The sequence below is a fragment of the Nocardioides sp. genome (genome assembly GCF_016462705.1).
GTDB lineage: Bacteria > Actinomycetota > Actinomycetes > Propionibacteriales > Nocardioidaceae > Nocardioides.
The window spans coordinates 1-21,691 of the sequence record NZ_JAEMSS010000035.1; the positions used below are offsets into that span (position 1 = coordinate 1).

Below are 21,691 nucleotides of genomic sequence, written 5' to 3' on the forward strand. Positions count from 1 at the left end.
CACCACCACGACACCGCACCCAGACCGACCAGCCCTGGATCAGACACCGACCCCGACGGGAGTAGGGGGCCGGTTCATGTCACACGGACGTAACCGAGCACCAGTGCGACGCGTTGGTCCGGCATGCGTCGAACCGTGGGTGCCCTGCTGGCCGTCGTCCTGACCGCTGGGTCGGCCGCTGCCTTGTCCTCGACTCCCGCGGCGACCGCGGCGGCGGCTGGGCCCTGCGCTGGCTGGATGGACAAGTCCAAGTCTCCCGAGAAGCGGGCCGACGCGCTGGTCGCGGCGATGAGCCTGGACCAGAAGCTGCACATGCTGACCTTCAGCGACCCGCCGTGGTTCCTCTACTACGGGACCGCCGGGCACATCACCGGCATCGACGAGCTGTGCATCCCCGACCTCGTGCTCAGCGACGCGGGCTCGGGTGTCGCGGGGCTGCAGTACGGCACCACCACCTTCCCGTCCGGCGTGGCCCAGGCGTCGACCTGGGACCCTCAGCTGCAGCGGACCATCGGCCGCACGATCGGGGCCGAGGCCCATGCCAAGGGCATCAACGTGATGCTCGCGCCGGGCATGAACATCGCCCGGACGCCCTACAACGGCCGCAACTTCGAGTACTTCGGCGAGGACCCCTACCTCGCCTCGCAGACCGCCGTGTCCGTCATCAAGGGCATCCAGGACAACCCGGTCATCGCCGACGCCAAGCACTACGCGCTCAACAACCAGGAGATCGACCGGATGACGGTCGACGTCCGGGCGAAGGAGCGGGTGATGCGCGAGATCTACCTGCCGGCGTTCGAGGCCTCGGTCAAGAAGGCCGACGTCGGCTCGGTGATGTGCTCCTACAACAAGGTCGGCGGCAAGTACGCGTGCGAGAACCCGACGCTGCTCACCGACTACCTGCGCGACGACTGGGGCTTCGACGGGTTCGTCGTGTCCGACTGGGGCGCCGTGCACTCGACCGCGCCCTCGGCCAATGCCGGGCTCGACCTGGAGATGCACGCCTTCGCCATGCCCACGCCGGCGACTCCCGTGACCGGGACCGGCGGCCGGTTCTTCGACGCGCCGCAGCTCAAGGCCGCCCTGGCCGACGGGTCCCTGTCGAGAGCCCGGCTCGACGAGATGGTCCACAACATCGTCCGGACGATGTTCCGGCACGGTCTCTTCGACCACCGCACCGACCAGAACGCCGCGACGTACACGTCCGACGTCAGCACCCCGCACCAGGCCGTCGCCCGGAGGGCCGCCGCGGCCGCGACGGTGATGCTCAAGAACCGTGACGGCCTGCTCCCGCTGCCCAAGGTGGCGGGCGGGCGCACCATCGCGGTCATCGGCTGGGCCGCCGGCCCGATCGGTGCGATGAACTCGGTCTCCGGCGGCGGCTCGTCGCGCACCGGCCTGCCGGGCCGGGTGGTCAGCCCGCTGGAAGGCATCACCGCGCAGGCGCTGGAGAACGGCGACCGGGTCGTCTACGTCGACGGCTCCAGCCAGGCGGACGCCGTCGCCGCGGCCGCCGCCGCGGACCTGGCGGTCGTGGTGGCCAACGACGGCTCGAGCGAGGGCGCCGACCGCCCCGACCTGGGGCTGCACCCGGGCATCTGCGTGACGATCTTCTGCCAGAACCTGCCGATCGACCAGACGGACCTGATCGCGGCGGTCACCCAGGCCAACCCGGACAACGTGGTGGTGCTCGACATCGGCGCGCCGGTGAAGATGCCGTGGCTGGACCGGGCCGGCGCCGTCCTGGTGCCCTGGTACGCCGGTCTCCAGCATGGCAACGCCCTCGCCGACGTGCTCTACGGCAAGGCGGAGCCGGGCGGCCGGCTGCCGCAGACGTTCCCGGTCGACGAGGCGCAGGCGTCGTTCCCGGCGGCGCAGTACCCGGGTGTCGGGGGAGTGGCGAAGTACTCCGACGGGCTGCTCGTCGGCTACCGGGCGTACGACGCCCACCAGCGCACGCCGCTGTTCCCCTTCGGCTTCGGCCTCGGCTACACGACGTTCGACTACCGCGGTCTGAAGGTGCGGCCGCGGGGCCGCACGGTCAAGGTGTCGCTGGTGGTCAGGAACACGGGCAGCCGGGCCGGGGCGGCCGTGCCGCAGGTCTACGTCGGCTTCCCGAAGAAGACCGGTGAGCCGAAGCGCCAGCTCAAAGGCTTCCGCAAGGTCCGGCTCGACGCCGGGGAGTCGAGGCGGATCACCATCCGGCTGTCCCCGAGAGCGTTCGCGCACTGGAGCACGAAGCGGGACAGCTGGGTGATCGAGGAGGGCCGCTACAAGCTGTTCGTCGGACCGGACTCGCGGACCTTCCCCCTGAAGGGCGCCGTCCGGCTGCCGCGCACGCTCCTGGCCAAGTGACCGGGCGCGCCCAGCAGCAGGAGCCCGAGGGCGAACCAGAGGAAGCGACGCACGGTGTGAGGGTAGGCGGGGTCGGTGCGGTCCGGGGCTACACCGCCGCGACGGGCCAGTAGACCTCGGTGCGGGTCTTCTCGTCGGGCGTCTCCGGCCCGCTCCAGTACTCCTCCCACATCGGGCTGTCCCCGTCCAGCGCCCGGCCGCGGCGGGTGACCTCCGTCTGCAGGTCCTCGTAGGCCGACGGCAGCCCGCTGTAGGACCCGAGGTGGGTGGTGTGGGCGACCTCGCGGGCGCCGAGGTCGATCCGCTCCAGTCCCGGCGGTGCCGCGAACGTGTCCGGCACCCCGAAGCCGGCCGCGACGTCGAAGCCCCCGTCGGCCGGGGTGTAGCACGCGAACGCCGGGCCGGTCGGCGGGATGCCCGCGCGGCCGAGGCGGGTGACCACCGTGGCGAACGCCTCGCTCATCCGCTCGCCGATGGTCGGCATCGCCTCGGCCGGGACGTGGATGCGGGTGACCGCCCTCGTCCGGGCCGGGACCGTCACGATCTCCACGTCGTGGGTCATGGGGGGACTCCTCTCAGCTCGTCCGACGATTCAGTCACTTCGCAGGGTGGTTCGAGGAGAGGCCTTGGTCCCGAGGTCCGGGTCTCCGAGCGCGGCCCGAGAACGGTGACCTGTCAGACCGAGGACATCGACCCCTGACGTCCGGGTCTCGCGACGCAGGAGGCTCGGCGCTGTCGCGACCGAACGTGGCGCTCGGCCCTCGGTGGGCTGGGTCGTACAGCACCTCAGGACCGGAGTGGACGGACAAGTGACTCGTCACAGGTACATCTCGAAGACGGCGCTCGCCGTCGCCATTCTCGCGCTCGTCGCCGCCCTCGGCGGCGGCGGCTCGTACGCCGCGAAGCTGCTGACCGGCAAGGACATCAGGAACGGTTCCATCGCGGGCAAGGACGTCAAGAAGAGCACGCTGGAGGGCAAGCACGTCAAGGACCGGTCCCTGACCGGCGCGGACCTCAAGGACGGCTCGCTGCTGGCCGCCGACCTCGCGCCCGGCACCCTCGAGGACAGGATGACGGCGGTCCGCGTCTCTGCCACGCCCGGGGCGACCGAGGACGCCGCCCGCGCCGCGGCGCCCGAGACGGTGCTCTTCCGCAAGGGTCCCTTCACCGTCTACGGCAAGTGCTACACCGACAGCGCCGACCCGTCGACCTACGCCAGCATCTACATCCGGACCTCGGAGGACGGGGCCGTGCTGGACAGCGACTCCGGCGAGTTCCACGGCGGTGACGTCGATGACTACCTCAGCACCAGCACGCCCGAGGACCGGCGCGAGCTCATGTACGCCAGCCAAGGCTTGAACAGCGCGCAGTACTACGCCAGCAACGGAGCGGACTTCGGCGCGTTCTCCGCCAGCGGGACCGCCATCTCCGGGCTGCTCTCCGTGGGCGTGAAGAACGGCGTCCTGCCCGGCGGCAACGGCCCCTACGGCGCCGGCGACGCCTGCTTGTTCTCGGGAAGCATCCGCAGCAGCTGACGTGTCCGTGACCGGTGGGGCCGCGGTCCGCGGCCCCACCACCATGGCCGACCGGCCACCAGCCCGCTGGTGTACTGGAGTGCGATGACCTCCACCGACGCACCCCCGACGGTCCTCGCCGTCCCGCTGCAGCACCGGTTCGCCGACGAGCTCCCCGAGCTCGCGCTGCCGTGGCAGGCCGAGGCCGCGCCGGAGCCCCGCCTGCTCGTGCTCACCGAGGACCTCGCCACCGAGCTCGGCCTGGACCCGGAGGAGCTGCGCAGCGATGCCGGCCTCGGCCTGCTGACCGGCACGGCGCTGCCGCCGACCGCCCAGCCCGTCGCCCAGGGCTACGCCGGCCACCAGTTCGGCGGATACTCGCCGCTGCTCGGCGACGGCCGCGCACTGCTGCTCGGCGAGCTCGTCGACACCGACGCGCGGCTGCGCGACCTGCACCTCAAGGGCTCCGGCCGGACGCCGTTCTCGCGCGGTGCCGACGGCCGGGCCGCGGTCGGCCCGATGCTGCGCGAGCACGTCATCAGCGAGGCGATGCACGCGCTGGGCATCCCGACGACCCGCGCGTTGGCCGTCGTCGCCACAGGCCGCCGGGTGCAGCGCGAGACGGTGCTCCCCGGGGCGCTGCTCGCCCGGGTGGCGTCCAGCCATCTGCGGGTCGGCAGCTTCCAGTACGCCCGCGCCCTCGCGCACCAGGCCGGCGACCTGGCGCTGCTCCGCAGGCTGGCCGACCACGCGATCGCCCGGCACCACCCCGAGGCCGCGGCGACCGGGTCGCCGTACGTCGCGCTCCTGGACGGCGTGATCGCCGTCCAGGCCCGCTTGGTGGCGTCCTGGATGCACGTCGGCTTCGTGCACGGCGTCATGAACACCGACAACATGACCATCAGCGGCGAGACGATCGACTACGGCCCGTGCGCGTTCCTCGACGCGCACGACCCGGCAGCGGTGTTCTCGTCGATCGACCACGGCGGCCGTTACGCGTTCGGCAACCAGCCGGCGGTCGCCACCTGGAACCTGGCCCGGCTGGCCGAGGCGATGCTGCCCCTGCTCGACGAGGACGAGGAGGGTGCGGTCTCGGTCGCCCAGGAGTCCCTCGGGCGGTTCCGCGACCTGTACGCCGACGCCTGGACCGAGGGCATGCGCGCCAAGCTCGGTCTGCCCGGGGGCCTCGACCGCGCCGTGCTGACCCCACTCCTCGCCGAGCTCGAGGCGCTGATGAGCTCGGGGCGCGTCGACCACACGTCGTTCTTCCGGTCGCTGGCCCGGCTGGTCCGCGGCGACGCCGAGCCGGCCCGCGGAGTCGTCCTCGACCTCCCCGCGTTCGACGCCTGGAGCGAGCGGTGGCTCGCGACGGGACCGGACGCCGACGCGATGGACCGCGCGAACCCGGTCTACGTGCCGCGCAACCACCTCGTCGAGGAAGCCCTCACCGCGGCGACGGACGGTGACCTGACGGCGTACCAGCGGCTGCTGGAGGCGGTGCGGGCGCCCTACGACGAGCGGCCGGGTCTCGAGCGGTACGCCCTTCCGGCACCTGCGGACTTCGGCGCCTACACCACCTACTGCGGGACCTGAGAGCTCGGTCGGCGACCGCGCTCAGCCGGCGGGGCGGTACGCCGTCCCGCGCTCGTCGCGCACCCAGAGGCTGCCACCACCGGCGGTGGGGCCCTGGGCGATCAGCTCCCGTTTGAGCACCTTGTTGGTGGCCGTGGACGGCAGGTCGGCGGCGATCCGGACGTAGCGCGGCCACCCCTTCGAGGAGAGGTCGGCCTGCTCCGCCAGGAAGGCCTCGAGCTCGACCGGGGTCAGCGTGGCGTCGTCCTGCAGCACCAGCGCCGCCATCACCTGGTCGCCGACGTTCTCGTCGGGCACGGCGTAGACAGCGACCCGGTTGACGGCCGGCAGGCGCTGGAGGATCCGCTCGATGGGGGCGGCGGCCAGGTTCTCGCCGTCGACCCGCATCCAGTCGGCGGTCCGTCCGGCGAGGTAGACGAAGCCGTCGGCGTCCTTGTAGGCCAGGTCGCCGGACCAGTACATCCCGTGCCGCATCCGCTCGTCGTTGGCCGACGGGTCGTTGTAGTAGCCCTGGAAGAAGCCGGCCCCCTGCGTGTTGACCAGCTCGCCGACCGCCTCGTCGGCGTTGAGCAGCGCGCCGTTCTCGTCGAACTCCGCCACCGGGCACTCGGTGACGGTCTCGGCGTCGTAGATCGCGACGCCCTCGTAGCCCTGCCCGATCGACCCGCGTGGCGTGCCCGGCACCCGGGTGACGATCACGGCGGACTCGGTGGAACCGAACCCGTCCATCACCAGGCAGTCGAAGCGGCGCGCGAACTCCTCGATGTCCCGGTCGCTCGCCTCGTTGCCGAACGCGACCCGCAGCGGGTTGTCGGCGTCGTCGGGCCGTTCGGGGGTGGCCAGGACGTAGGCAAGCGGCTTGCCGACGTAGTTCATGTACGTCGCCCCGTAGTGGCGGACGTCGTCGAGGAACCGGGACGCCGAGAACCGGGCCGGCACGATCGCCGCACCGCTGCAGGCCGCGACCGCCCAGCCGGCGACGACCGCGTTGGAGTGGAACAGCGGCATCGAGACGTAGCAGATGTCGTCCCGGGTCAGGGAGAAGCGCTCGACCAGGTTGGCGCCCGAGAACAGCGGGAAGATGTGCGGGACCTGCACGGCCTTCGGCTCGCCGCTGGTGCCTGAGGTGAAGATCATCATGAACGTGTCCATCGCGCCGACCTCGGCGTGCGGCTTCAGCGAGCCGGCGCCGGCAACGGTCGCGGCCCACTCGGCGGAGTCCACGTCGAACACCCGCACCCCGGTGAGGTCGAGGCCGTCGAGGAGCTCGGCGTGCTCGTCGTTGACCAGGACCATCTGGCAGTCCGCCCGGCGTACGTCGGCCAGCAGGGCGTCGCCACGGCGGGTCGTGTTCAGGCCGCCCAGGACGTAGCCGCCGAGCGCGGCGGCCGCCATGGACCGCAGCATGTCGGGCGTGTTCCCGAGGAGCACGCCGACGTGCAGGGGACGGTCCGGGTCCGCGAGCCCGATGACCGCGGACGCCTCGGCGGCGGCCTCGGTCAGGTGGTCGCGCCAGGTCCACGACCGGTCGCCGTGGAGCACGCCGACCTTGTCGTCCTCGAGCCGCTCCCGCAGGAGCTGCTGCATCGTCTCCGCCATCGGCGGCGTCAGGCCGGCTCGGCGGCGAGGGCGCGGCCGATGGTGAGCGCCTGCTCGGTGGAGCCGCCGTGCAGGAACTCGAACCGCTTGGCGCTGGTGAAGTAGCGGTGCGCCTCGCCGTCCAGGTCGATCCCCACGCCGCCGTGGACGTGCACGGTGGTGTGCGCGATCCGGTGCCCGGCGTCGGCGGCCCAGAGCTTGGCGATCGCCACCTCGGTGTCCGCGGGAAGCCCCTCGTCGAGACGCCAGACGGCCTGCCAGAGGGTGAGCCGCTGGCCGAGCGTGTCGATGTAGCCGTCGGCGAGTCGCTGCGAGACCGCCTGGAACGTGCCGATCGGGCGGCCGAACTGCTCGCGGGTCTTGGCGTACGCCGCCGTGAGCGCCAGCGCCCCCTCGGTGATGCCGAGCTGCTCGGCGGCACCGGCGGCCAGGAGCAGGTGCCGCAGCCTCAGCGCGGCCGTGCCGTCGGCTGGGCCGACCTGGCGGGCCGTGGAGACCGCGACGCCGGACAGGTCGAGGCGGGCGACCTCGTCACCGTCCGAGAACCTCTGCGCGGTCACCGTGACGCCCTCGTCACCGGGCTCGACCAGGAAGACGCCGACGCCGTCGGGGGTCTCCGCGGGGACCAGGAACGCGGCCGCCACGGTGCCCGCCTGGACGATGGTCTTGGTCCCGGTCAGCCGGAAGCCGTCGCCGTCGGGCGTCGCCACGGTGGTCGGCCGCTCCGGGGCGAACGCGCGGTCCTCGGCGACCGCCGCGGTCAGCACCAGCTCGCCGGACGCAGCGCCCGGCAGCCACTGGTCCTTGAGCTCGTCGCCGGCCAGCTCGGCCAGCAGCCGCGACGCCGGCCCGTGCGCGGCCAGCGGGACGGGGGCGACCGTGCGGCCGACCTCGACCAGGATCCGGCACAGCTCGACCAGGCCGAGCCCGGCGCCGTCGTACTCCTCGGGGAGCGCCAGCCCCAGCAGGCCCGCGGAGCCGAGCTCGGCCCACAGCTCCTTGTCGAAGCGCGATCCGTCGGCCTCGACGGCCTTCATGCGCTCGTTGGTGGCCCGGTCCTTGAGGATCTTGGCGGCCAGCTCGGCGGCCTCGTCCTGCTCGGGGGTGAAGGTGAAGTCCATGGCTCGTTACCTCTTCGCTGCCGGCAGGCCCAGGCCCACGTAGCCGATGATGTCGCGCTGGATCTCGTTGGTGCCGCCGCCGAAGGTCATGACCAGGGCGCTGCGGTAGAAGCGCTCGATCCGGCCGGCGAGGACCGCGCCCTCGGAGCCGGCGACGACGCCCGCGTTGGGCCCGACGACCTCCATCAGCGAGCGGTAGACCTCGGTGGCCAGCTCGGACCCGTAGATCTTCGTGGCCGAGGCCTCGGCGGGGGACAGGTCGACCTTCTGGTCGGCGTCGGCGGCGAGCTTCCAGTTGATCAGCGTGAGCGCCTGGATCCTGGCGTGCGCCCGGCCGAGCGCGATCTGCACCCACTCGGAGTCGATCACCCGGTTGCCGTCGGGGTTCTTGGTGGCCTGGGCCCACTCGCGGACCAGCTTGAGGGACATGGTCAGCGGTGCGGACGACGTCAGGGAGACGCGCTCGTGGTTGAGCTGGTTGGTCATCAGCGACCAGCCGCCGTTGAGCTCACCGACCAGGTTGCCCACGGGCACGCGGACGTCCTCGTAGTAGGTGGCGCTCGTCGACACACCGGCCACGGTGTGCACCGGGGTGTAGGAGAAGCCCGGGGCGTCGGCCGGCACCAGGATCATCGACAAGCCCTTGTGCCGCGGCAGGTCCGGGTCGGTGCGGCAGGCGAGCCAGATCCAGTCGGCGTACTGGATCAGCGACGTCCACATCTTCTGGCCGTTGATGACGAACTCGTCCCCCTCGCGCACCGCCTTCGTCTTCAGCGACGCCAGGTCGGTGCCCGAGCCGGGCTCGGAGTAGCCGATGGAGAAGTGCAGGTCGCCGGCCAGGATCTTGGGCAGGAAGTCCGCCTTCTGCTCGTCTGTGCCGTAGCGCATGATCGTCGGCCCGACCGTGTTGAGCGTGAGATAGGGGATCGGTACGCCGAAGTCGGCGGCGACGTCGGTGAAGATCAGCTGCTCGATCATCGACCGGTTCTGGCCGCCGTACTCCTCCGGCCAGCCGATCCCGAGCCAGCCGTCCGTGCCCAGCTGCCTGATCACGGCCTTGTAGACGCCGGCCTCGCCGAACTCGCCGGTCGCGCTGGCCAGGCCCGCCTTCACCTCCGGCGTGACCAGCTCGGCGAAGTAGCCTTGGAGCTCTTCCTTGAGAGCCACGTGCTCGGGCTCGAGGGCGATGCGCATGGCCGCAAAACTATCCTGAAACTGTAACGTGTTCTAGTCTTAGTCGAGAGCTGTGCACCTGAGCGGGAGGCGACCCTGATGAGCGACACCGCAACGAAGACGCGCGCCCTGGACCATGGGGCGCCACCGGAGCGATTCGCCCGGGGCTGGCACTGTCTCGGCCTCGAGTCGATGTTCAACGACGGCAAGCCCCACGCCGTGGAGGCGTTCGGCGGCAAGCTGGTCGTCTGGTCCGACACCCAGGGCAACATCAACGTCCTCGACGGCTACTGCCGGCACATGGGCGGCGACCTCACCCAGGGCACGGTCAAGGGTGACGAGATCGCCTGCCCGTTCCACGACTGGCGCTGGGGCGGCGACGGCAAGTGCAAGTCGATCCCCTACGCCCGCCGGGTCCCGCTCCGCGCCCGCACCCAGAAGTACCCCGCGGTCATCCGCAACGGGCACCTGATGATCTGGCACGACGTCGAGGGCTCCGAGGCCGACCTGGACATCCTGCCTCCGGAGCTGCCGGGAGTCGGCACCGACGAGTACACCGACTGGACGTGGGAGGTGCTCGACGTCCCGACCGCGCACTGCCGCGAGATCATCGACAACGTCGTCGACATGGCGCACTTCTTCTACATCCACTTCGCGTTCCCGACGAGCTTCCGCAACGTCTTCGAGGGACACGTCGCGACCCAGTTCATGGAGTCGAAGGGCCGCCCCGACATGGGCGGCAGCGGCTACGGGGACGCGGACCTGGTGCTCAAGTCGGAGGCGTCCTACTACGGGCCGTCGTACATGATCAACTGGCTCTGGGTCGACTACAAGGGCTTCGAGACCGAGGTCATCCTCATCAACTGCCACGTGCCCACGAGCGACAACTCGTTCAAGCTGCAGTACGGCGTCTGCGTCAAGAAGCCCGAAGGGGTCGACGAGGAGACCGCGCAGTACATCGGCAAGCGCTACTCGGACACCTTCAAGGAGGGGTTCGAGCAGGACGTCCACATCTGGCTCAACAAGGCGCCGGTGCAGAACCCGCTGCTGTGCGAGGAGGACGGGCCGGTCTACCAGCTGCGCCGCTGGTACGAGCAGTTCTACGTCGACAAGGCCGACGTCGTCCCGGAGATGACCGACCGCTTCGAGTTCGAGGTCGACACCACCAAGGCGAACGAGTACTGGCAGGAGGAGGTCGCCGAGAACCTGCGCCGCAAGGCGGAGCAGGAGGGCGCCGGCCACGGCCACGCCGAGGCGGAGAGGTCCGACGACGTGGCGCCCGACTCGGCGATGACTGGCACCTGATGGCGTCGTTCGTCCCGACCAGCGAGGAGACGCTGGAGGACCAGCGTCTCTACACGCAGGCCCGGCTCACCGAGGTCGCGTGCCTGGACTGCCTGGCGAAGGTCTCGGTGAAGAAGAACAGCGAGCACCACACCTCCATCCAGTGGAACGACGAGGCGCTGCGCCAGTGCCCGGAGTTCTCCCGGATGGACCGGAGTCCCGGGGGGCGGCCCGTCCACGCCGCGTGCCCGCGCCTGGTGGCCAGCATCGAGGCCGCCGCCCGCGAGGGGCTGGTCCCCATCGGCGCCGAAGACGGTTGGTGACTCGCTCTCCACCATGGACACTCACGTCTTCGACCTGACCGTGGTCGACGTGGTCGAGGAGACCGCGGACGCCCACTCCGTCTCGTTCGCCGTGCCCGAGGGCGCGGAGGCCGAGTTCGACTACAAGCCCGGCCAGTTCCTGACCCTCGCGGTGCCGAGCGACCAGACCGGGGTGGCGGCCCGCTGCTACTCGCTGTCGTCGTCGCCGCACGACGGTGGCCCGCTCACCGTCACGGTCAAGCGGACCGCCGACGGCTACGCCTCGAACTGGATCTGCGACAACCTCCGCGAGGGCGACACGATCAAGGTGCTGCCGCCCTCGGGCATCTTCACGCCCGCGTCGCTGGACGCCGACCTCCTGCTCTTCGCCGGCGGCAGCGGCATCACGCCGGTCATGTCGATCACCCGCACCGCGCTGGCGCACGGCAGCGGCCGGATCGTGCTCTTCTACGCCAACCGCGACGAGTCCTCGGTGATCTTCGCCAAGGAGCTCGCCGCACTGGCGGCGGCCCACCCGGACCGGCTGGTGGTCGTCCACTGGCTCGAGTCGGTGCAGGGCCTGCCCACCCAGGAGCAGATGAAGTCGTTCATCGAGCCCTTCACCACGTACGACGCGTTCGTCTGCGGCCCGGCACCGTTCATGAAGCTCACCATCGCGGCGCTGCGCGAACTCGAGTTCCCCCGCGAACGGCGGCACCAGGAGAAGTTCATCTCCCTGGGCGGCAACCCGTTCGGCGACGCCGTCGAGGTCGAGAAGGCCGAGCACGAGCTCGAGGAGGCCGAGGCCGACACGGACTTCGGCTCCGACGGGACCTCCGACACCTCCGTGCCGGAGCCCGGCCCAGAGGGCAACGTCGAGGTCGAGGTCGAGCTCGACGGCCAGACCTACGCGTTCGACGACTGGGAGCCGGGGTGCAAGCTGCTCGACTTCCTGGAGTCCAAGGGGGTCAAGGCGCCCTACTCCTGCCGTGAGGGGGAGTGCTCGGCGTGCGCGGTCCGGTTGCTCGAGGGCGACGTGAAGATGATCCACAACGACGTGCTCGACGACGAGGACCTGGCCGAGGGGATCCGGCTCGGCTGCCAGTCTCTGCCGGTCACCGACGTCGTCAAGGTCACCTACCACTGAGCCGGCGGTCGCAGGTCCGGCAGGCCGGCCGGTCCGCGCCGGCTACGGCAGCGCCCGGTCGAGGACCTCGACGATCCGCAGCGCGAGCTCACCGGTGGGATCGAGATCGGGTCGGAAGTCAGCGACACTGACGCCGAGCAACCGGGGCGAGCGCCCGAGTGGCCGGAGCACCGCCGTGAGCTGGTCCCAGTCGAGCCCGTTGGGCTGGGGGTAGGTGACGGCGGGCAGCGCCCCCATGTCCACGACGTCCAGGTCGACGTGCAGCCAGGCGCCCCGGCCGGCGTTCGCGAGCCAGGCGGCCGCGTGCTGTCCCGCACGCTCGGGGTCGTCGGCGACGGAGGCCGCGTCGATGCGGCGAAGGTCGGCCGGCAGGCGTGCGACGTCCTGTTCTGAGCCCACATCGAGGCCGACCGTGCGATGACCGAGCAGGACCGCGTCCCCGACCGGGACCATCGGCGGCGCGCCGGCCAGGGTGACCAGCGGGTCGGCCCCGTCGCCGGTCACCACCGCGAGGTCCATGTCGGCCGTCTCACCGGTCTCGGACGTCCGCCCGTCCAGGTAGTCGGGGTGCCCGTCGAGGAACCACAGCCCGACGGGGCCGTGGTGGCGGCGCAGCGCCGGGAGGATCCCGAGCAGGATGCTGCAGTCCCCGCCGACCACGAGTGGCCGCAGGCCGGGCCGGCCGTGCAGCCCGCTCTCCAGCGCATCGGCCAGCGCCCGTGCGGCGCGCACCGTCTCGGCCAGGGCCAGCACGCCGCTGTGCTCGTCGCGCTCGGTGCCGCTGATCGTGCAGTCGGCATCGCCGAGGTCCGCAGCGGTCAGGCGGTCCAGGCCTGCTCGGCGTAGCGCCGCCGGTGCCAGCTGCTCGCCCCGACCCGACCCGGAGCAGTCCCAGGGGGCGCCGAGCAGGAACCAGTCGGAGGCGTCCATGCAACCATCGTGGACCACGTGCGAGCGCAGCTCCCTGCGCTGGGCGCCCCGACCTCAGATCAGGTCGCGGAGCCGGTCGACGAGCGAGTCCTTGACCGCCTGGGTGACCGCGGCCTCCATCTGGTCGTTGAGGGCGGCCTGGTCGTCGACGTCCTCGAGGATGCTGCGCAGGTCGAGGTCGTCGATCGCGCGGGTGAGCACGTCGTCGGTCTCGAGGGCCGCGTCGATGACCGAGTCCGGCAACGCTCGGATCGCGGCCTCGAGGAGGCCGTTGAGGTCCGCGTTGTCCAGAGCCTCGTCGACCAGGTCCGAGATCGGTGGCAGGGTCCCGTCGTCCTCCATCCGGCGTACGGCGGCCAGCAGGCCGTCGCGCAGCGCCTCGACCACGGCCTCCGTGGGCTCTCCGCCCTCGGCCAGCTCGAGCGTCAGGCGCTCCCGGCTGACCTCAAGGCGGCAGGCGGCGCCGTCGATGCCGAGCAGGACCAGGCGCTCGGTGAGGGCGTCGATGCCCTCGGACTGCGAGGTCACGGTCCGGGCGACGCACGGGTCGGCCGGCCGGAGCGGCTCGAAGTCGCCGCCGCCGTACGCCAGCTGCACCCCGAGCACGCCGCCGACCAGCGCGAGCGCGACTGCCGGCAGTCCCACCATCCGCAGGCCCCCGGTCATGCCGTCACTCCCGGGTTCCGCAGGCGGGGCAGGGCCACGGCGAGCAGGGCGAGCAGAGCGAGGCCGGCACCGATGAGGAACGAGTCCCGGAACGCCCGGGTGGCGGCACGCTCGAGCTGGACGTCGAGGTCGCGCTCCAGCCGGGCCAGTGCCGGCCGCCTCTCCGGCTCCACGGTCACGCTCTCGAAGGCCCGGCGCAGGTCCGGGACCTGCCCCTCCTGCCCGGCGAGCTCGCGGCCGAGCGCCTCCGCCACCGCGATCTTCTCCTGCGCCTCGAGCGGCGCGTCGAGGACCAGGGCGGCGATGGCCTCCTCGGCCGGCGCCTCGGCATCGCGCAGGTCCGCCGTGAAGACCGGCGTCAGGATGGCGAGCCCGACCACCACGCCGACGTGGCGCGCGCCGATGGTCCACCCCGCGTGGCGGACCCGGGGGAGCCTCAGCTCCATGGCATGAGCGGTGAGCCGGTCCACCGTCATCCCGAGCCCGAGGCCGACCAGCGCCTGCGGCGCGACCGTCCAGGCGAGGTGCGCCGCAGGCGGGATGGCGAGTCCGACCAGCCCGCCCGCGATGAGGAAGCAGCCCGCCGCGACCTCGACCGCGTGCGGGGGCCTCAGCAGACGGGCCAGCGGTCCCGCCGCCAGCGCCGCGAGCGGCACGACGGACACGGTCAGGGCCGCGGTCGCCGGGTCGCGGCGCCATCCCTCGACGAGGAGCAGGACGAGAAGGAACAGTGCGGCGGTCAGGGCCGCGGACAGCAGGGCGAGGGTGAGGTTGGGGAGCAGTGCGGGACGGTGCCGGTCGGGCGTGCGCTCCGGCTCGGCCCGCACGGCGAGCGCGGCGGGCACCGCCAGCACCGCGAACGGCACCTGCACCACGAAGATCGCCTGCCACGAGATCGCCTGGGTGAGCAGACCGCCCGCCACCGGCCCGGTGGCCGTGCCGATCACGCCGGCGGTGACCCAGGCGGCGACGCCGCGGCGTTCACCGTGCTCCGCGACCAGCAGTTCCAGGCAGCCCAGCAGCGCGAACGCCCCGCCGAGCGCCTGCACGCAGCGCGCCACGATCAGCACCTCGATGGAGTCCGCCCAGGCGCACCACGCCGACGAACCGGCGAACACCGCGATCCCCACGGCGCTGACCAGCCGGGGCTGCACCCGGGTGAGGCTCATGGCCGTCGGCACGGCACAGATCCCCAGCACGACGTTGAACGAGATCAGCACCCAGGCGACCTGCCCGACGGTGGTGTCCAGCTCGCGGAGGATGTCCGGCAGGGCGAGCGTGACCACCGCGGAGTCCGCGAGCACCAGCGCCACGGTCACCGCGAGCAGCGGACCTACGGCACGGCGCACGCGGTCATCCTCGCAGCCGGTCTCGCCGGTCGCGGACCGACCAGGCCAGCATCACCAGGCCGGCCGCCGCGACGCCCACGACCTCGTCGATCACGTAGTGCTCGCCGAAGTAGCAGAGCGCGACACCCATCGCGACGGGGTAGAGCAGCAGCAGCCAGCGCCACGGTGAGCGCAGCCGGGTGACCGCCCAGAAGGCGACCAGGGCGGAGATGCCGGTGTGCAGCGAGGGCATCGCGGCGACCTGGTTGGGCATGCCCAGCAGGATCATGTTCTGGCGCTCGAGGCCCAGCTCGCCCCAGGCGCGGCTGGTGATGCGGGCGGCGTCGATGCCCATCCAGGGTGGGGCGGTCGGGACCAGGAAGTAGCCGGCGAGCCCGACGAAGAGCAGGGTGACGTAGCGGCGCAGCCAGTCCCGCCACAGCGTCCTGTTGCGCGCCCAGAGCGCGAGTCCCAGCAGCACGGCGACGTAGAAGTGCGACGCGTAGACGGTGTTGAGCACGAGGTCCCACCAGTCGGCGTCGCCGCTCTTGAGGCACGGCTCGCCGCACCAGGCGTCCTGCAGCTGCTCGGTGGGGGTGCGGCCGTCGCCGAGCAGGCCGCCGAGCCATCTGTCGAAGCGGACGGTGTAGTCGAAGTGCGGGCCCAGGAACGTCTCGTCGGCCAGCCCGCGGAGGAACCAGTAGACGACCATCCCCACCACATAGGGACGCCAGTCGCGCCAGAAGCCCTCGTGCCGGCCCGCGATGACCAGCGCCAGCCAGCCCCACAGCAGGATGCCCACCGGGTCGTTGGGGATCCCGACCAGCGCCGACCAGGCGACCAGCGCGACGACGTACGCCGCCGCGGCCGAACGTCGTCTCACTCGTCGAGCCTGAAGATCGTGAAGTCACCCGCGGTCGCGGCGAGCTGGTACCGGTCCCGGAGGGCCTGGTCGGCGTCGTCCCCGTCGACCCCCCAGGTGTCGACCTCCGCCCCCTGGGTCACGACCCACGTCGGCGCCTCGTCGCTCAGCAGGAGTGCGGTGAACCGGGTCAGCTGCGGGTCTCGGACCCGGACCGGAAGGCTCCACAGGTCCTCGTAGGGGGAGGTCAGCCCCGACTCGCGGAGGATGTTGGCGGCGCCGAAGGCCACGACGCCGGTGTCGCCGGGCTCGGCCTGCGCCCGGAGGTAGTCGATGGCGGGCACCTCCTTCCGGTCCAGCGGCACGGCGAGGACCACGGCGAACGTGACCACGGTGGACACCGCAGCCGCCGCGTAGGGCACCACCACCGTGGGTCCGGCCTGCAGCTTGCGCTGCGACGCGGCGGCGGCCAGGAGCACCAGGCCGGGGACGAGACCCATCAGGTAGTGCAGCCAGAAGCTGCCCCCGAGCACGACGACGACGAGCTCCCAGCCGAGGACGCCGATCGCCGGCCAGCGCAGGTCGACGACGCCGTACGTCGCCGGCCCCCGCAGCCGGACGAGGAGCCCGACCGCGACGAACGGTGCGGCGGTGAGGAACAGCGCTCCGATCATGCCCACGAACCGGCGTGGGGTCGTCTCCGTCGAGGACTCGGCGATGACCTGGGCCGCCTCACCGCGGAACACCACCACGGCGTCCCACAGCTCCGCGGGCGGTGTGCCGAGTCGTTGGCTGACGACGAGGACGACCGCCAGCGTGAGCCCGGCGCCCAGCAACGTCCCCACCAGCAGCCGGGGCCGGCGCGTCACGAGCGTGAGGACCAGGACCCCGGCGAAGACGTCCAGCTGGCTCTGCTTCGTCAGCGCGGCCAGGGCACCCGCGGCACCAGCCATGGTCGCCAGGGCCAGCGCGCGGACGTTCGACCTCGTCGCGGCGGCCGCGATCGCCGCCGCCAGGCCCGCCAGGACGAAGGGGACCGCCAGCACCTCGCAGTTGACCGCGCCGCCGCCGAACAAACGGGTCGAGGTGAAGAGCGCCGCGGTCCCCGCGGCCAGGGTCGGCCCGATCCGGGTGGCCGGCGCGGCCAGCCGTCCGACCCACGCCGCGAGCAGGACGGTCGCCACGACCGCCAGGCACCCGAGCAGTCGCAACGCCCAGCGGTCCCCGAGACCGTCGGCGAGCGCGAACAGGCCGATCAGCACCGGCGGCCGGTCCACCCAGTAGTCGCCGTACAAGGAGGAGCCAGGTCCCCACTGCGAGGCCACGATGAGGTAGCCCCCTTCGTCCGGGCTCAGCGGACGCCAGAGGAACGGCAGCCAGCCGAGGAGCGCGGCCAGTGCCAGTGGAAGCTCACGCATCGATCGGCCGCGCCAGGGCTCGTCGGACGTAGGGCGCCACGGGGGAGAACTTCAGCGCCTCGGGGAAGACCAGCACGAGGTCGCGCTGCCCGGTCAGCCGGACGAGACCCTCGCGGAGGGCGCTGCGGAGCTCGAAGACGCCCTCCCACACCTGGTAGAGCACACCCAGGTCGGACTCCAGCAGCAGATCCACCTCGTGGCCGGGGTCGTTGAAGCAGAGGGACACGTCGTGCGGGTCGATGACGAACCAGAAGCGGGTCCGCCGTCCTTCGGGCAGCACGACCTGGAGCACCACACGGCGGTCGCCGAACGGTTCCGGATCGATACCACCGCGGATCCACCACATCAGCACGGTCGGGTCGAGCTCGTCCTCACGTGGCTTGCCGAAGGCCCAGCGCGCGCCCCACTCGGCCAGCCCGAAGATGATCGGCATCAGCTCCTGGCAGGCCTGCGTCGGCTCGTAGCCGTCGTCGGTCCGCCGGACGAGGCCGGCTCGCTGGAGCTGGTCGAGGCGCTTGGACAGGATCGCGCGGGACATCCCGGGCAGCCCGCGGGCGATCTCGTTGAACCGCCGGGCCCCGACCAGCAGGTCCCGCACGATGAGCAGCGTCCAGCGGTCACCCAGGATCTCCAGGGAGCGGGTGATCGGGCAGTACTGCCCGTAGCGGGACATGTCTGGATCATCGCGCACGTGGTTCAGTTTCGGAACTAGGCCGCGCCAGCGCCGGGCGTGACCTTGGGAGCATGACTCTCCTCACCGCTGACCCAGACACCGTCACCCACGCCCTGACCGACGCCGACGTCGTGGCGCTCGCCGCCGAGATGGGCCGGGTCGCCGCCGAGCACGACGCCGTCCACGACCGCGACGCGACGTTCGTCACCGAGGCCTACGACGCGATGCACGCGGCCGGCTACCTCCGGCTGGCCGTGCCGGCCGACCTCGGCGGCGCCGGGGCGACCATGCGCCAGCTCGTGCTCGCCCAGCACGAGCTCGGCCGGCACTCGGGGGCGGCGGCGCTCTCGTCGACGATGCACCACTACCTGACCCTGGTGCAGTGCTGGCGGCGGCGCCGCGGGGCCCCGGACGCCGAGGCCGTGCTGGCCAAGGTCGCCGACGGCCTGGTGATGGCCACCAGCGGAGGTTCGGACTGGGTGTCGCCCACCACGGTGGCCACCGAGGTCGAGGGCGGCTACCTCTTCTCGGGGCGCAAGGTGTTCTGCTCCCAGGCGCCCGTGGCGGGCGTCGTCTCGACCTGTGCCGTGCTGGGGGAGCCGGGGCCGGGAGCCACCGTGCTGCACGCCGGCGTGCCGCTCTCGGCCGAGGGCGTCTCGGTCGTGGAGACCTGGGACACCCTCGGCATGCGCGGCACCGCCAGCCACGACCTGGTGCTCGAGGACGTGTTCGTCCCGGCCGAGAAGATCGCCGGCACCCGGCCGTACGGCGAGCTGTCCGGACCCCTGCTCGTGGCCGCGATCCACTTCGCCCCGCTGGCCGGGGCGGCGTACCTCGGGGTCGCCGCCGGGGCCTGCGACCAGGCGGTCAGCCTCGCCAAGCCCGGAGCGGTCCGCCAGGTGGGGGACATGCGGTCCCGTCTGCGGGTCGCCCTGTGGGCGTTGCTCGCGTCCGTCGACGAGATCGGCCCGGACCCGGCAGCCGACGAGGCGACCCTGGAGACGGTGATGCTCGCCAAGCGGCACGCGGTCAACGAGGCCCGGGAGGTGGTCGACATCGCCCTCGAGGTCGCGGGGGGCTCGGCGTTCTTCCGCGGCTCACCCCTGGAGCGTGCCTACCGCGACGTCCGCGGCGGCCCGTTCCACCCGCTCACGCCCGAGGCGACCTTGGAGCTGGTGGGCCGGCGGGCGCTGGCCTGAACAGCCGACGGGCCGGGCTCATCCGGGGGCGTCCCGGACGGTCTCGACCAGGACTGCGTACGCCGCCTCGACGTCGCCGTCCGTCGTGGCGAGCCGGACCGCGCCCGGCATGGTGTCGACCAGGCCGCGGAGCCGGTCCACGTACCGCGCCAGGTGATCGTCGGGGGCGGCCTCGACGAGCCGGTGCACCGCCTCGAGATGCGGCTGGTCGATCGCTCGCGAGCCGAAGCGTGCGGCAACGTCGTCCGCCTCGACGAGGACCTCGACCCAGCGTCCGCCGGTCTCGAGCGCCGCGGACCGGAACCTGTCGAGCTCAGCGGGGTCGGCGAGGAGCTGCGGGAGCACCACGGATCCGCCGTTCCTCACGTACGCGCTCAGCAGCGCCACCGCCGCGGGGCGCACGGTGGCGCCGACGGCGACGTAGTCGTCCTCCCAGCCCGACACCCAGGTCCGCAGCACGTCGATGTCGAGGAGCAGGGTGCCGGGATGCCGGTCGGCCCAGAGCCTGGCCAACGTCGACTTGCCGACGCCGGGTGCACCGTTGAGATGCAGGACCAGCGGCTGCCGGGTCACCAGCCGCGCTCGCGCCACTCCTGCAGGTGCGGCCGCTCGACGCCGAGCGTCGAGTCGTTGCCGTGGCCCGGGTAGAACCACGTGTCGTCGGGGAGCCGGGCGAACAGCTTGTTCTCCACGTCGTCGACCAGCTGCTGGAAGGCCGCGGCGTCGCCGAAGGTGTTGCCGACGCCACCGGGGAACAGCGAGTCGCCGGTGAAGAGGTGCGGGTGCCCGGACGGGTCGGTGTAGAGCAGGCAGATCGACCCCGGGGTGTGGCCGGTGACCCTGATGACCTCGAGGGTGCAGTCGCCGACCGCGACGGTGTCGCCGTCGCCGACCCGGCGGTCGACGGTGACCTGGGTCTGCTCGGTGATCGCGTCGGCGTCGGGCTCGCCGGCCACGGTCTGTGCCCCGGTCGCCTCGACGACGTCCTTGAGCGCGCCGTGGTGGTCCCAGTGCTGGTGGGTGGTGACCACCGCGGCCAGCCCGGCGTCCCCGACGAGCGGGAGCAGGGTCTCGGGCTCGGCGGCCGCGTCGATGAGGACCTGGTCACCGGTGCCGGTGCAGCGCAGCAGGTAGGCGTTGTTGGACATCTTCTGGTCCACCGCGACCTTGGTGATCGTGAGGTGCTCCAGCTCGCGGGTCTGCGCGCCGCCGCCGACCTCGACCTCTCCCGTGTACGTCACCACGTCTCCATCCCCGGCAGCTCGCCGTCGTCGCTGGTCAGCCCGTCGCCGGGGTCCCGGCCCGTCGCCCACCATGCCAGCAGCGGTCCGGGGCCGGTGACCGTGGGCCCGCCCTCGCCGAAGGACCAGGTACGGCCGAGGTCGACGGCGTGCGCGGTGAACGGCGGGCCGTCGTGCACGGCGCTGCGGTTGTCGAGGAGCAGGACCGTGAAGTCGCTCGGCCACTCCGCCCAGGTGTAGGCCAGGTCCAGGTCGGCGTGGTGGATCTCCACCTCGCGCAGGCGCATCTCCGCGACCCGCCCGGCGGTGAAGGTCCGGTCGCTGCCCGGTGTCCGCTCGATCCGGGCGGCGTAGAGGTCCTCGGGCAGCTCCTCGACGGCGTCGTGGATGGCCGAGGTCGAGGCCAGCAACCGGTCCCGCAGGACGGACGGGCCGACGCCCGAGAGCCTCTCGATGTCGCCGTCCCGGGCCTCCTGGGAGGCGTACATCGGGACCCCGCGGTGCTCGCGCACCCCCTCGAGGGCGCCGGCCAGGCCCTCGGCGTTGAGGACCAGGTGCGCGACGACGTGGCCGCGGGACCACCCGGGCAGCAGGCTGGGCTCGGCGAACTGGAAGTCGGCCATCGCGTCGACCGTGCGGACCAACCGCCGGGTGGCGGACTCGAGCAGGGGGACGACGGAGTCGGGCATGGCTCCATCCAACACAACTCTCCCGGCCGGCGGTACGTCCCAGGGCTGTGAGGACGCCGCGCGGTGGCATGACGCTTGTCGGTGCCCTGGCGCTGGGTGCCCTGGCGACCGGCGCGCCGGGCATCGGTTCGCCTGCCGAAGCCATGCCCCCGCGTGACCCACCACCTCCGGCGGTCCGGGCCGTCCCGTGCGACCCGGGGATGGGTGACCCGCGGCCGATCCCCACCTGTCCCGACCGGCATCCGCTCATCGGTGACGTGCTGGCGTACGACGCCAGGACGGTCACCGTCCAGCCGCTGACCGTCCTCTGGGGCGACCGGGCCAGGGCGTTCGGGGCCGCGCACGGGATCGACGTCTCCAACGACTACGTCCAGCTCCCCATCGGGGACCCGGTCACGGTCGCGCGCCCACCCGACCTGATCTGCACCGCCGCGATCCGGCTGGGCTACCACGCCGGGTCGGACGAGCGGGCTCCGTGCCGGGCCTACCGGAGGGCACTGGACGTCTCCCCGGTCACCTCGGCACTGTGGTTCGAGCGTGGCCTTCTCATCCAGATGTCCGAGCTCTACCGTCCCTGACCTGGGCCGATGCCAGGCC

Annotated in this window: 21 protein-coding genes; 8 read left to right on the plus strand and 13 right to left on the minus strand. The window is 72.2% G+C overall.

What is annotated here, in order from left to right:
- The first annotated feature begins 237 nt into the window (after positions 1-237).
- Positions 238-2,355: a glycoside hydrolase family 3 C-terminal domain-containing protein gene (locus JHD21_RS06585; protein WP_292672639.1), complete on the plus strand. Its 2,118-nt coding sequence runs from the start codon at positions 238-240 to the stop codon at positions 2,353-2,355.
- An 88-nt stretch (positions 2,356-2,443) separates the two neighbouring features.
- Here the strand turns inward: JHD21_RS06585 and JHD21_RS06590 are convergent, their stop codons facing one another.
- Complete coding sequence (locus JHD21_RS06590; protein ID WP_292672641.1) at positions 2,444-2,917, minus strand: GyrI-like domain-containing protein; 474 nt, start codon at positions 2,915-2,917, stop codon at positions 2,444-2,446.
- A 247-nt stretch (positions 2,918-3,164) separates the two neighbouring features.
- Here JHD21_RS06590 and JHD21_RS06595 point away from each other — a divergent pair, with 247 nt between their 5' ends.
- Together JHD21_RS06595 and JHD21_RS06600 are read left to right on the plus strand one after the other, a co-directional pair.
- Positions 3,165-3,890 carry a hypothetical protein gene (locus tag JHD21_RS06595; RefSeq protein WP_292672644.1) on the plus strand — a complete coding sequence of 242 codons (726 nt, stop codon included), beginning with the start codon at positions 3,165-3,167 and terminating at the stop codon, positions 3,888-3,890.
- Positions 3,891-3,974: 84 nt separating this feature from the next.
- Positions 3,975-5,462, plus strand: a complete 1,488-nt coding sequence (locus JHD21_RS06600; protein ID WP_292672646.1) for a protein adenylyltransferase SelO — start codon at positions 3,975-3,977, stop codon at positions 5,460-5,462.
- A gap of 21 nt (positions 5,463-5,483) precedes the next feature.
- Here JHD21_RS06600 and fadD1 read toward each other — a convergent pair whose 3' ends face one another.
- The 3 genes from fadD1 to JHD21_RS06615 are packed head-to-tail and all read right to left on the minus strand — an operon-like array spanning position 5,484 to position 9,376.
- On the minus strand, positions 5,484-7,049 hold the full coding sequence (gene fadD1 / locus JHD21_RS06605; protein WP_292672648.1) for a fatty-acid--CoA ligase FadD1: 1,566 nt from the start codon (positions 7,047-7,049) through the stop codon (positions 5,484-5,486).
- Positions 7,050-7,069: 20 nt separating this feature from the next.
- Positions 7,070-8,182, minus strand: a complete 1,113-nt coding sequence (locus JHD21_RS06610; RefSeq protein WP_292672650.1) for an acyl-CoA dehydrogenase family protein — start codon at positions 8,180-8,182, stop codon at positions 7,070-7,072.
- 6 nt (positions 8,183-8,188) lie between these two features.
- Positions 8,189-9,376, minus strand: a complete 1,188-nt coding sequence (locus JHD21_RS06615; protein ID WP_292672651.1) for an acyl-CoA dehydrogenase family protein — start codon at positions 9,374-9,376, stop codon at positions 8,189-8,191.
- A gap of 78 nt (positions 9,377-9,454) precedes the next feature.
- Between JHD21_RS06615 and JHD21_RS06620 the strand changes: the two genes are divergently transcribed.
- Genes JHD21_RS06620 through JHD21_RS06630 form a run of 3 tightly spaced genes read left to right on the plus strand, consistent with a single transcriptional unit; the run spans position 9,455 to position 12,088 of the window.
- Entirely contained in the window at positions 9,455-10,660 is a 1,206-nt protein-coding gene (locus JHD21_RS06620) for a Rieske 2Fe-2S domain-containing protein (protein WP_292672652.1), read from the plus strand.
- A complete protein-coding gene (locus JHD21_RS06625) occupies positions 10,660-10,962 on the plus strand; it encodes a hypothetical protein (RefSeq protein ID WP_292672654.1) in 303 nt (100 codons plus the stop codon). The genes JHD21_RS06620 and JHD21_RS06625 overlap by 1 nt, the downstream gene beginning before the upstream one ends.
- A gap of 13 nt (positions 10,963-10,975) precedes the next feature.
- Positions 10,976-12,088 (plus strand): ferredoxin--NADP reductase, encoded by a 1,113-nt coding sequence (locus JHD21_RS06630; protein ID WP_292672656.1) that lies wholly within the window; start codon positions 10,976-10,978, stop codon positions 12,086-12,088.
- Between the two features lie 42 nt (positions 12,089-12,130).
- Here JHD21_RS06630 and JHD21_RS06635 read toward each other — a convergent pair whose 3' ends face one another.
- The 6 genes from JHD21_RS06635 to JHD21_RS06660 are packed head-to-tail and all read right to left on the minus strand — an operon-like array spanning position 12,131 to position 17,965.
- On the minus strand, positions 12,131-13,018 hold the full coding sequence (locus tag JHD21_RS06635; protein ID WP_292672658.1) for an arginase family protein: 888 nt from the start codon (positions 13,016-13,018) through the stop codon (positions 12,131-12,133).
- 54 nt (positions 13,019-13,072) lie between these two features.
- On the minus strand, positions 13,073-13,684 hold the full coding sequence (locus JHD21_RS06640; RefSeq protein ID WP_292672660.1) for a hypothetical protein: 612 nt from the start codon (positions 13,682-13,684) through the stop codon (positions 13,073-13,075).
- The gene (locus tag JHD21_RS06645; protein WP_292672662.1) at positions 13,681-15,033 is read right to left on the minus strand and encodes an MFS transporter; all 1,353 of its coding nucleotides are present in this window, start codon (positions 15,031-15,033) and stop codon (positions 13,681-13,683) included. The genes JHD21_RS06640 and JHD21_RS06645 overlap by 4 nt, the downstream gene beginning before the upstream one ends.
- 4 nt (positions 15,034-15,037) lie before the next feature.
- The gene (locus JHD21_RS06650) at positions 15,038-15,895 is read right to left on the minus strand and encodes a phosphatase PAP2 family protein (RefSeq protein ID WP_292672664.1); all 858 of its coding nucleotides are present in this window, start codon (positions 15,893-15,895) and stop codon (positions 15,038-15,040) included.
- Complete coding sequence (locus JHD21_RS06655) at positions 15,892-17,292, minus strand: hypothetical protein (protein WP_292672666.1); 1,401 nt, start codon at positions 17,290-17,292, stop codon at positions 15,892-15,894. The genes JHD21_RS06650 and JHD21_RS06655 overlap by 4 nt, the downstream gene beginning before the upstream one ends.
- The gene (locus JHD21_RS06660; protein WP_292672668.1) at positions 17,285-17,965 is read right to left on the minus strand and encodes a helix-turn-helix domain-containing protein; all 681 of its coding nucleotides are present in this window, start codon (positions 17,963-17,965) and stop codon (positions 17,285-17,287) included. The genes JHD21_RS06655 and JHD21_RS06660 overlap by 8 nt, the downstream gene beginning before the upstream one ends.
- Before the next feature lie 71 nt (positions 17,966-18,036).
- On the opposite strand from JHD21_RS06660, the gene JHD21_RS06665 reads away from it, so the two are divergent.
- Positions 18,037-19,164 carry an acyl-CoA dehydrogenase family protein gene (locus JHD21_RS06665; RefSeq protein ID WP_292672669.1) on the plus strand — a complete coding sequence of 376 codons (1,128 nt, stop codon included), beginning with the start codon at positions 18,037-18,039 and terminating at the stop codon, positions 19,162-19,164.
- An 18-nt stretch (positions 19,165-19,182) separates the two neighbouring features.
- On the opposite strand, the gene JHD21_RS06670 is transcribed toward JHD21_RS06665, so the two are convergent.
- Genes JHD21_RS06670 through JHD21_RS06680 form a run of 3 tightly spaced genes read right to left on the minus strand, consistent with a single transcriptional unit; the run spans position 19,183 to position 21,094 of the window.
- The gene (locus tag JHD21_RS06670; protein ID WP_292672671.1) at positions 19,183-19,737 is read right to left on the minus strand and encodes an AAA family ATPase; all 555 of its coding nucleotides are present in this window, start codon (positions 19,735-19,737) and stop codon (positions 19,183-19,185) included.
- Entirely contained in the window at positions 19,734-20,408 is a 675-nt protein-coding gene (locus JHD21_RS06675) for an MBL fold metallo-hydrolase (protein ID WP_292672674.1), read from the minus strand. Before JHD21_RS06675 ends, JHD21_RS06670 begins: the two co-directional genes overlap by 4 nt.
- Positions 20,402-21,094: a maleylpyruvate isomerase family mycothiol-dependent enzyme gene (locus JHD21_RS06680; protein ID WP_292672676.1), complete on the minus strand. Its 693-nt coding sequence runs from the start codon at positions 21,092-21,094 to the stop codon at positions 20,402-20,404. Before JHD21_RS06680 ends, JHD21_RS06675 begins: the two co-directional genes overlap by 7 nt.
- Before the next feature lie 68 nt (positions 21,095-21,162).
- Between JHD21_RS06680 and JHD21_RS06685 the strand changes: the two genes are divergently transcribed.
- Positions 21,163-21,672, plus strand: a complete 510-nt coding sequence (locus tag JHD21_RS06685; protein WP_292672678.1) for a hypothetical protein — start codon at positions 21,163-21,165, stop codon at positions 21,670-21,672.
- Positions 21,673-21,691: the final 19 nt, after the last annotated feature.

What these genes read in the sequence shown, in the direction of transcription:
- JHD21_RS06585 (WP_292672639.1), top strand. Translation starts at nt 238, where the DNA reads ATGGACAAGTCCAAGTCTCCCGAGAAGCGGGCCGACGCGCTGGTCGCG.
- JHD21_RS06590 (WP_292672641.1), bottom strand. Translation starts at nt 2,917, where the DNA reads ATGACCCACGACGTGGAGATCGTGACGGTCCCGGCCCGGACGAGGGCG.
- JHD21_RS06600 (WP_292672646.1), top strand. Translation starts at nt 3,975, where the DNA reads ATGACCTCCACCGACGCACCCCCGACGGTCCTCGCCGTCCCGCTGCAG.
- fadD1 (WP_292672648.1), bottom strand. Translation starts at nt 7,049, where the DNA reads ATGCAGCAGCTCCTGCGGGAGCGGCTCGAGGACGACAAGGTCGGCGTG.
- JHD21_RS06610 (WP_292672650.1), bottom strand. Translation starts at nt 8,182, where the DNA reads ATGGACTTCACCTTCACCCCCGAGCAGGACGAGGCCGCCGAGCTGGCC.
- JHD21_RS06615 (WP_292672651.1), bottom strand. Translation starts at nt 9,376, where the DNA reads ATGCGCATCGCCCTCGAGCCCGAGCACGTGGCTCTCAAGGAAGAGCTC.
- JHD21_RS06620 (WP_292672652.1), top strand. Translation starts at nt 9,455, where the DNA reads ATGAGCGACACCGCAACGAAGACGCGCGCCCTGGACCATGGGGCGCCA.
- JHD21_RS06625 (WP_292672654.1), top strand. Translation starts at nt 10,660, where the DNA reads ATGGCGTCGTTCGTCCCGACCAGCGAGGAGACGCTGGAGGACCAGCGT.
- JHD21_RS06630 (WP_292672656.1), top strand. Translation starts at nt 10,976, where the DNA reads ATGGACACTCACGTCTTCGACCTGACCGTGGTCGACGTGGTCGAGGAG.
- JHD21_RS06635 (WP_292672658.1), bottom strand. Translation starts at nt 13,018, where the DNA reads ATGGACGCCTCCGACTGGTTCCTGCTCGGCGCCCCCTGGGACTGCTCC.
- JHD21_RS06640 (WP_292672660.1), bottom strand. Translation starts at nt 13,684, where the DNA reads ATGACCGGGGGCCTGCGGATGGTGGGACTGCCGGCAGTCGCGCTCGCG.
- JHD21_RS06655 (WP_292672666.1), bottom strand. Translation starts at nt 17,292, where the DNA reads ATGCGTGAGCTTCCACTGGCACTGGCCGCGCTCCTCGGCTGGCTGCCG.
- JHD21_RS06660 (WP_292672668.1), bottom strand. Translation starts at nt 17,965, where the DNA reads ATGTCCCGCTACGGGCAGTACTGCCCGATCACCCGCTCCCTGGAGATC.
- JHD21_RS06665 (WP_292672669.1), top strand. Translation starts at nt 18,037, where the DNA reads ATGACTCTCCTCACCGCTGACCCAGACACCGTCACCCACGCCCTGACC.
- JHD21_RS06680 (WP_292672676.1), bottom strand. Translation starts at nt 21,094, where the DNA reads ATGCCCGACTCCGTCGTCCCCCTGCTCGAGTCCGCCACCCGGCGGTTG.
- JHD21_RS06685 (WP_292672678.1), top strand. Translation starts at nt 21,163, where the DNA reads ATGACGCTTGTCGGTGCCCTGGCGCTGGGTGCCCTGGCGACCGGCGCG.